Annotated in this window: 7 protein-coding genes; all 7 read left to right on the forward strand. The window is 55.7% G+C overall.

All coding sequences use genetic code 11. The annotated features are described in order from the left end of the window. Positions 1 to 221: 221 nt before the first annotated feature. Positions 222 to 1,361, forward strand: coding sequence for an efflux RND transporter periplasmic adaptor subunit (locus V7Q49_RS16150; RefSeq protein ID WP_333853525.1), 1,140 nt, complete (start codon positions 222 to 224; stop codon positions 1,359 to 1,361). 10 nt (positions 1,362 to 1,371) lie between these two features. Next, positions 1,372 to 4,485, forward strand: a complete 3,114-nt coding sequence (locus tag V7Q49_RS16155) for an efflux RND transporter permease subunit (protein ID WP_333853526.1) — start codon at positions 1,372 to 1,374, stop codon at positions 4,483 to 4,485. Between the two features lie 319 nt (positions 4,486 to 4,804). Then, positions 4,805 to 5,026: a lipoprotein gene (locus V7Q49_RS16160; RefSeq protein ID WP_333853527.1), complete on the forward strand. Its 222-nt coding sequence runs from the start codon at positions 4,805 to 4,807 to the stop codon at positions 5,024 to 5,026. 417 nt (positions 5,027 to 5,443) lie between these two features. Further along, positions 5,444 to 6,469 carry an amino acid ABC transporter substrate-binding protein gene (locus tag V7Q49_RS16165; RefSeq protein ID WP_333853528.1) on the forward strand — a complete coding sequence of 342 codons (1,026 nt, stop codon included), beginning with the start codon at positions 5,444 to 5,446 and terminating at the stop codon, positions 6,467 to 6,469. A gap of 68 nt (positions 6,470 to 6,537) precedes the next feature. Further along, entirely contained in the window at positions 6,538 to 7,719 is a 1,182-nt protein-coding gene (locus tag V7Q49_RS16170; protein ID WP_333853529.1) for an amino acid ABC transporter permease, read from the forward strand. Between the two features lie 9 nt (positions 7,720 to 7,728). Further along, the gene (locus V7Q49_RS16175) at positions 7,729 to 8,832 is read left to right on the forward strand and encodes an amino acid ABC transporter permease (RefSeq protein ID WP_333853536.1); all 1,104 of its coding nucleotides are present in this window, start codon (positions 7,729 to 7,731) and stop codon (positions 8,830 to 8,832) included. A gap of 7 nt (positions 8,833 to 8,839) precedes the next feature. Then, positions 8,840 to 9,598 (forward strand): amino acid ABC transporter ATP-binding protein, encoded by a 759-nt coding sequence (locus tag V7Q49_RS16180; protein WP_333853530.1) that lies wholly within the window; start codon positions 8,840 to 8,842, stop codon positions 9,596 to 9,598. The last annotated feature ends 159 nt before the right edge of the window (positions 9,599 to 9,757 follow it).

The following is a 9,757-nucleotide window of genomic DNA, read 5'->3' on the forward strand; positions in this document are numbered from 1 at the left end:
GCCTAAAGCATAATCGCCGAAAATACATGGCCTGAAATGCTATCCCGTTGTTTAATCATATTCAGCCCCGTTTTTTTTTCTCTTGAATTGTTTCTCCGCACTTATAAATCAAAAACCCATCCGGCCATTCTTTATTATGGCGCCCGCCGTTTTCTCTTTACCCCTCCTTAACGCTTAACCGCTGGCGGTTAATGCGGGTTGATGATTTTGAAGGAATAGCCATGACGCCTCATTTCAGGTTTTTACCCTTATCCGGTTTTATCATCGGTGCCGCATTACTCGTGGGTTGTGATGACCACAGTGAACAAGCCCAACAACCGCCGTCACCTCAGGTTGTGGTTCATGTGGTGAAAAGTGCCCCGCTGGTGGTTACCACCGAACTGCCAGGCCGTACCGATGCTTTTCGCGTCGCTGAGGTTCGTCCTCAGGTGAGCGGCATTGTCCTGAAGCGCAACTTTACCGAGGGTAGCGATGTAAAAGCAGGGGAGTCGCTGTATCAGATCGATCCGGCCACTTATCAGGCGGCTTTTGACAGCGCGTCAGGCGAGCTGGCCAAAGCCCAGGCCGCAGCCAACATCGCTCACCTGACCGTGAAACGCTATTTACCGCTGATGGGCACCCAGTACGTCAGTAAGCAAGAGTACGATCAGGCCGTTGCCACTGCCCGTCAGGCCGATGCTTCGGTGATTGCGGCTAAGGCGGACGTCGAGACCGCGCGCATTAATCTGGCTTACACCAAAGTGACGTCGCCTATCAACGGGCGTATCGGCAAATCCAGCGTCACCGAGGGGGCGCTGGTCGCCAACGGTCAGGCTTCGGCGCTGGCCACGGTGCAGCAGCTGGATCCGATTTATGTCGATGTGACCCAATCCAGTAACGACTTTATGCGCCTGAAGCAATCCAGCCTGCAAGCGGGCGATGGCGCCAGCAGCGTACAGCTGCTGATGGAGAATGGTCAGCCGTACCCGCTGAAAGGCTCGCTGCAGTTCTCCGATGTCACCGTGGACGAGAGCACCGGCTCCATCACCCTGCGGGCGATTTTCCCTAACCCGCAGCATGTCCTGCTGCCCGGCATGTTTGTCCGGGCGCGCATTGATGAGGGTACCCAGCCTCACGCCATTCTGGTGCCGCAGCAGGGGGTCACACGCACGCCACGCGGTGAAGCCAGCGTGATGGTGGTTAACGCGAAGAATCAGGCTGAAGCGCGGAGCGTCGTCGCGCCTCAGGCGATTGGCGATCAATGGTTGATCACCGACGGCCTGCAGGAAGGCGATCGGGTGATCGTCAGCGGGCTGCAAAAAGTGCGTCCTGGGGTCGCGGTTGTCGCCACGCCAGACACCGCCGAACAGAAAGCGGGATAAGGAACAGAGCATGGCCAACTTCTTTATTCAGCGCCCGGTTTTTGCGTGGGTTCTTGCCATCATCCTGATGATTGCGGGCGGGCTGGCGATCCTGAAGCTGCCGATCGCCCAGTATCCGACCATTGCCCCGCCTGCGGTGGCGATCTCCGCCACCTATCCCGGTGCCGATGCGCAGACGGTGCAGGATACGGTCACTCAGGTGATCGAGCAGAACATGAACGGCATCGATAACCTGATGTACATGTCCTCCACCAGCGATTCAGCGGGCAGCGTGACCATCACCCTCACCTTCCAGTCGGGTACCGACCCGGATATCGCCCAGGTGCAGGTGCAGAACAAACTGCAGCTGGCGATGCCGCTGCTGCCGCAGGAAGTGCAGCAGCAGGGGATTGGCGTGGAGAAGTCGAGCAGCAGCTTCCTGCTGGTCGCGGGCTTCGTCTCAGACAATAAAAGCCTGAGCCAGGACGACATCTCTGACTATGTTGCCTCTAATGTGAAGGATGCCATCAGCCGCACCTCCGGGGTGGGCGATGTGCAGCTGTTTGGTGCCCAGTATGCGATGCGCATCTGGCTGGATGCGAATAAGCTGAACGCCTATCAGCTGACGCCGCTGGACGTGATCAACGAGCTCAAAACCCAGAACAACCAGATTGCCGCCGGCCAGCTTGGCGGCACGCCGTCGGTGCCGGGCCAGCAGCTCAACGCCTCGATCATCGCCCAGACGCGCCTGAAAACGGCCGAAGAGTTTGGCAACATCACCCTGAAGGTCAATCAGGACGGGTCAATGGTGCATCTGAAAGATGTGGCCCGGATTGCGCCCGGCGGCGAAAACTACAACATGGTGACCAAAATCAACGGCCAGGCCGCGACCGGGCTGGGGATCAAGCTCGCCACCGGTGCCAACGCGCTGGATACCGCCGCGGCGATCAAAAGCAAACTGGCGCAGCTGCAAAACTTCTTCCCGCAGGGGCTGAAGGTGGTTTACCCCTATGACACCACGCCCTTTGTGAAGATCTCCATTCATGAAGTGGTGAAGACGCTGTTTGAAGCCATCATCCTCGTCTTCCTCGTGATGTACCTGTTCCTGCAAAACCTGCGCGCCACGCTGATCCCGACCATCGCCGTGCCGGTGGTGCTGCTGGGTACCTTCGCGGTACTGGCGGCGTTTGGCTTCTCCATCAACACCCTGACCATGTTTGGCATGGTGCTGGCGATAGGTTTGCTGGTGGATGATGCCATCGTGGTGGTGGAGAACGTTGAGCGCGTGATGGTGGAGGAGAAGCTACCGCCAAAAGAGGCGACGCAAAAATCGATGTCGCAGATCCAGGGGGCGCTGGTCGGCATCGCCATGGTGCTGTCGGCGGTGTTTATCCCGATGGCCTTCTTCGGCGGTTCCACCGGGGCGATCTATCGCCAGTTCTCCCTGACGATTGTCTCCGCGATGGCGCTTTCCGTACTGGTGGCGCTGATCCTGACCCCGGCGCTGTGCGCCACCCTGCTCAAAGCGCCGGACGAGCATCATGAGCACAAAGGCGGGTTCTTCGGCTGGTTTAACGCCCTGTTCGACAGGAGCGTGGCGCACTACAGCAATAGCGTCAGCCATATTCTGCGTAAGACCGGCCGCTACCTGGTGGTCTATGTCCTGATTGTCGGCGGTATGGCGGTACTGTTCCTGCGCCTGCCGACCTCGTTCCTGCCGGAAGAGGACCAGGGCGTCTTTATGACCATGGTGCAGCTCCCGGCGGGCGCTACGCAAACCCGCACCCAACAGGTGCTGGATCAGGTTGAGCACTATTACCTCACCACGGAAAAAGCCAACGTAGCGTCGGTCTTTACCGTGAACGGCTTCAGCTTCAGCGGCCAGGGGCAAAATGCCGGGGTGGCATTTATCAGCCTTAAGCCCTGGGAGGAGCGCCCCGGTGCCGCCAACAGCGTTGGAGCTATCGTCAGCCGGGCCACGCGGGCCTTCAGCCAGATCAAAGATGGGCTGGAGTTCCCGTTCAACCTGCCGGCTATTATCGAGCTGGGCACCGCAACAGGGTTTGATTTTGAGCTGATCGACCAGGCCAACCTGGGCCACAACCAGCTAACGCAGGCCCGAAACCAGCTGCTGGGGATGATCAAAGCCCATCCGGATCTGCTGGTACGCGTGCGGCCTAATGGTCTGGAAGATACCCCGCAGTTCAAGCTGGATATCGATCAGGAGAAAGCCCAGGCGCTGGGTGTTAGCGTGTCGGACATCAACCAGACCATCTCCACCGCCCTGGGGGGCACCTACGTCAACGACTACATTGACCGTGGGCGGGTGAAGAAAGTCTATGTCCAGGCGGATGCACCTTTCAGGATGCTGCCTGAGGATATCAATCGCCTTTACGTGCGCAGCGCCAACGGTGAGATGGTACCGCTTTCGGCGTTCAGCGAGTCGCACTGGATCTATGGTTCACCGCGCCTTGAACGCTATAACGGTACCCCGTCCATGGAGATCCTCGGCGAGGCCGCGCCAGGGAAAAGTACCGGCGAAGCGATGGAGCTAATGGAGCAACTGGCAGCCAGGCTCCCGACGGGTATTGGTTTCGACTGGACGGGTATGTCATACCAGGAGCGGCTGTCAGGCAATCAGGCGCCTGCCCTGTACGCTATCTCGCTGGTGGTGGTGTTCCTCTGTCTTGCAGCACTCTATGAGAGCTGGTCGATTCCGTTCTCGGTGATGCTGGTGGTGCCGTTAGGGGTGGTGGGTGCTCTGCTGGCCGCCTCCCTGCGCGGATTGAACAACGATGTCTATTTCCAGGTGGGGCTGCTTACCACCATCGGCCTGTCGGCAAAGAACGCTATTCTGATTGTCGAGTTTGCCAAGGATCTGATGGAGAAAGAGGGGAAAGGCATTGTTGAAGCCACGCTGGAGGCATCCCGCATGCGTCTGCGTCCGATCCTGATGACCTCGCTGGCGTTTATTCTGGGTGTGATGCCGCTGGTCATCAGCCACGGAGCCGGCAGTGGCGCGCAAAATGCCGTCGGTACCGGGGTGATGGGCGGCATGCTGTCGGCCACCCTGCTGGCCATCTTCTTTGTGCCAGTCTTTTTTGTCGTGGTGCGCAGGCGCTTTACGCGTCATCACGAACAGTAATAGATAAAGGCGCTTCGGCGCCTTTATTTCTGATAATAAACAGATAATCAATATCTTCCATTTATTATTCTTATTAATTAGCACGCCAATGAATTGTTTGCTTGCGATTTTTAGCTTGCGAATTTAACCAATCCGCCTCCCTAATCTCTCCATTATTGGTGTGCATTAAGAGGGATTTCTCCATCTTTTTTACAATCCAAATAATTTGAGATTATTCACTCTTCTTGGCTGTTTTTAAGCGGTGGTAATATAACCCTCAGCTTTGCAGAAGACAGTACTCACTATATCGCAAAGTTAGATTTCATTTTGAGGTAACACCATGAAAAGACTCATTTCGGTTGCACTCCTTACCGCGTTGCTTGCGGGTTGCGCGCATGACTCTCCGTGCGTACCGACATACGACGATCAGGGCCGACTGGTTCATACCAATACCTGTATGAAAGGGACCACGCAGGATAACTGGGAAACTGCAGGGGCGATAGCAGGTGGCGCAGCAGCCGTTGCAGGCCTGACGCTGGGCATCATTGCCGTGACCAAGTAATCCAGAAAGCGCGAATTCGTTCGCGCTTTTGCTTTGCCGATTCAGGTTAATAATTAAACCCAAATTTGCTCACACCTTTTTGCTGTTTTATTTTTCTTTCAGACTGGCGACGTGATGTTATTCACACCTTTCTGCCTTCCAATATTCACGCCATAAACCCTTTCTTAATTTCCGCGTTCCTTAATCAGACTTTTGCTCTGATTTGTGGCGCAGGTTGTCATTTCGCACCATTTCAGGGCGCTCGAATTAATTATCACTGTCTACACTCTGCTTTACGCGTTGCGTAATCGTTTATTACGTCAAATGCAAAAACTGGCATCGCGTTTGCTTTATTAACGTCGGCCACAGCCACAGACAGGTTTAAGCGTTTATAAGCGCTTCACTATAACGATAATTTTTCGCCACACAGGATGCATTATGAAAAAGATGATGATGGCCAGCCTCGCCGCTGCAGGTGTGCTTGTTGCAATTACCGGCCAGGCTCAGGCGGGTGCGACTCTGGATGCCGTTAAGCAGAAAGGTTTCGTGCAATGTGGGATCAGCGACGGTCTGCCGGGTTTCTCCTACGCAGACGCCAACGGTAAATTCTCCGGTATCGATGTCGACGTATGCCGTGGCGTTGCTGCCGCTGTATTAGGCGATGACACCAAAGTGAAATATACCCCGCTGACGGCGAAAGAGCGTTTTACCGCCCTGCAGTCTGGCGAAGTGGATATGCTGTCACGTAATACCACCTGGACCTCGTCACGTGATACCGGTATGGGCATGTCCTTTACCGGCGTGACCTATTACGACGGCATTGGTTTCCTGTCCCACAATAAAGCGGGCCTGAAGAGTGCAAAAGAGCTGGATGGCGCAACGGTATGCATTCAGGCGGGAACCGACACCGAACTGAACGTCGCGGATTATTTCAAAGCCAACAACATGAAATATACGCCGGTCACCTTTGACCGCTCTGACGAATCCGCCAAAGCGCTGGAATCGGGCCGCTGCGATACCCTGGCATCGGATCAGTCCCAGCTGTACGCGCTGCGGATCAAGCTGAGTAATCCGGCGGAATGGATTGTTCTGCCAGAAGTGATCTCTAAAGAGCCGCTGGGCCCGGTGGTACGCCGCGGAGATGATGAATGGAACTCAATTGTGCGCTGGACGCTGTTCGCCATGCTCAACGCAGAAGAGATGGGTGTCAACTCGAAGAACGTCGATGAGAAAGCCGCCAATCCATCCACGCCGGATATGGCCCACCTGCTGGGTAAAGAGGGTGATTACGGCAAGGATCTGAAGCTCGATAACAAATGGGCATACAACATCATTAAAAAGGTGGGTAACTACGCTGAGATCTTCGAGCGTAACGTTGGCTCTGAAAGCGCGCTGAAGATCAGCCGTGGTCAGAATAACCTCTGGAACAATGGCGGCATCCAGTACGCACCGCCAGTACGCTAAGCAGCTTGCTGTAACGGGCACTGCCGGTGCGGTGCCCAGTCCAGAGTCATGGTTACCCGAGGTTTTTTATGTCCCATCGCCGCTTAGCCCTGAAAGGAGCCCTCTCCTTTTCCAACCCTGCGGTTCGCGCCTGGCTGTTTCAGATCCTCGCTGTTCTCGCTGTTCTGGCCGTCGCGATCTACTTGTTCCATAACACCATTATCAATCTGAGCACACGCGGCATTACTTCGGGCTTTGCCTTTCTTGACCGCAGTGCGGGATTTGGCATTGTTCAGCATCTCATTGATTACGATGAAGGAGATACCTACGGTCGCGTCTTCTTGGTCGGCCTGATGAATACTCTGCTGGTCTCCGGATTATGCATTGTCTTTGCTTCTCTGCTGGGCTTTTTCCTCGGACTCGCGCGTCTGTCTGATAACTGGCTGCTGCGTAAGCTCTCGACCTTTTATATCGAGACCTTTCGTAATATTCCGCCCCTGCTGCAGATCTTCTTCTGGTATTTCGCCGTACTGCGCAATCTGCCCGGCCCTCGTCAGGCGGTGGATGCGTTCGATCTGGCCTTCTTAAGCAACCGCGGTTTATATATACCAGCACCGCAGATTGCCGAAGGAATGCTGGCACTGCTGGCGGCGCTGGTATGTGTGGCGGCGATCTCGGTCGGGCTGTTCCGCTATAACCGCATGTATCAGATCAAAACCGGGCAACTGCGGCGCACCTGGCCTGTCACGCTGGCCTTGCTGGTGGTCCTGCCCTGGCTGGCACATGTCATCTTCGGTCCGGCGCTACACTGGGATGTGCCGCATTTACAGGGATTTAACTTCCGCGGCGGCATGGTGTTGATCCCGGAACTGGCAGCGCTGACGCTGGCACTCTCGATCTATACCTCGGCCTTTATCGCAGAGATTATTCGCGCCGGGATCCAGGCCGTTCCGCACGGTCAGCATGAAGCCGCCCGCTCGCTCGGCCTGCCGAACCCGGTCACGCTGCGTCAGGTCATCATTCCCCAGGCCATGCGGGTTATCATTCCACCGCTGACCAGCCAGTACCTCAATATTGTGAAGAACTCGTCACTTGCGGCTGCCATTGGCTATCCCGATATGGTTTCCCTGTTTGCCGGCACCGTCCTCAACCAGACGGGCCAGGCTATCGAGACTATCGCCATCACGATGTCGGTCTACCTGATTATCAGCCTGACCATCTCCCTGTTAATGAATATCTATAACCGCCGCATCGCGCTGGTTGAACGCTAAGGAATCATGATGACAAAAGCCGTCTTGTCTCACCCTGCGCGTCCGGCCACTACTGGCAACGGACGCATTGTTAACTGGGCACGTAAAAACCTGTTCTCCAGCTGGAGCAACAGCTTACTCACCCTGTTCTGCTTCTGGCTGATGTGGGAGCTGATACCGCCGCTGCTCAACTGGGCGTTTTTGCAGGCTAACTGGGTCGGCACCACGCGCGCCGATTGTACGAAAGAGGGAGCCTGCTGGGTCTTTATTCATCAGCGATTTGGCCAGTTCATGTATGGGCTCTACCCGCATGACCAGCGCTGGCGCATCAACCTTGCGCTGCTTGTCGGATTGCTTTCCATCATCCCCATGTTCTGGAAAGGGTTGCCGCAGCGGGGACGTTATATTGCTGCCTGGGCGGTGATCTATCCCCTTCTCGTCTGGTTGTTACTGTATGGCGGCGTGCTGGGACTGGAGCGCGTCGAAACGCGCCAGTGGGGCGGTCTGACGCTGACGCTGATTATCGCCTCTGTGGGGATCGCCGGTGCATTGCCGTTAGGCATTCTGCTGGCGTTGGGTCGCCGCTCAACCATGCCGGTTGTACGCGTGCTTTCGGTAATTTTTATCGAGTTCTGGCGCGGCGTTCCGCTGATCACCGTGCTGTTTATGTCTTCGGTGATGCTGCCGCTGTTTATGGCGGAGGGCACGACCATCGACAAACTGATCCGCGCCCTGGTGGGCGTCATTCTGTTTCAGTCTGCCTATGTGGCTGAGGTCGTGCGCGGTGGGTTGCAGGCGCTGCCAAAGGGCCAGTACGAAGCCGCCGAATCGCTGGCGCTGGGGTACTGGAAAACGCAGGGATTAGTGATCCTGCCGCAGGCGTTGAAGCTGGTGATCCCGGGTCTGGTCAATACCATTATCGCGCTGTTCAAAGACACCAGTCTGGTGATCATCATTGGATTATTCGATCTTTTCAGTAGCGTGCAGCAGGCTACCGTCGACCCGGCCTGGCTGGGGATGTCGACAGAAGGCTATGTTTTTGCCGCACTTATCTACTGGATTTTCTGTTTTAGCATGTCGCGCTACAGCCAGCATCTGGAAAAGCGCTTTAACACCGGGCGTACACCGCACTGAGGAACCTATGAGCCAGATAACTATGACCCCCGCTGACGCGATGATTACCCTGGATAATGTGAATAAGTGGTACGGGCAATTTCACGTTCTGAAAGACATTAACCTGAAGGTGAAGCAGGGGGAACGAATAGTCCTTTGCGGCCCTTCAGGTTCGGGTAAATCAACCACTATCCGCTGTATTAACCATCTGGAAGAGCATCAGCAGGGACGGATCGTTGTTGATGGTATCGAGCTGAACGATGACATCCGTAACGTGGAACGTGTTCGCCAGGAAGTCGGCATGGTCTTCCAGCATTTCAATTTATTCCCGCACCTGACCGTTCTGCAAAACTGTACTCTGGCACCCATCTGGGTACGAAAAATGCCAAAAAAGGAAGCGGAGGCGTTGGCCATGCACTATCTGGAACGCGTGCGCATTGCAGAGCATGCCCATAAATTTCCGGGGCAGATCTCGGGTGGGCAGCAGCAGCGCGTGGCGATTGCCCGCTCTCTGTGCATGAAACCTAAAATTATGCTGTTTGATGAACCTACTTCAGCCCTGGATCCGGAAATGGTGAAAGAGGTTCTGGATACCATGATAGGGCTGGCAGAATCGGGAATGACGATGCTGTGCGTAACGCATGAGATGGGTTTCGCCAGAACCGTAGCGGACCGGGTGATCTTTATGGATCGCGGGGAAATCGTTGAGCAGGCACCGCCGGAAGAGTTCTTCTCCCAACCGAAATCAGAACGTACGCGCGCGTTTTTATCGCAGGTTATTCACTAAAAACACCCTGCCCGGTGGCGCTTTGCGCCCCGGGTCCGGCATTTTTATGCCGTGCAAACACAAAAAGGCCATCCTTTCGGATGGCCTTTTTACTTGTTTGATGTCTGGCAGTTCCCTACTCTCGCATGGGGAGACCCCACACTACCATCGGCGCTACGG

The sequence above is a fragment of the Leclercia sp. genome, assembly GCF_036780805.1.
Taxonomy (GTDB): Bacteria; Pseudomonadota; Gammaproteobacteria; order Enterobacterales; family Enterobacteriaceae; genus Enterobacter.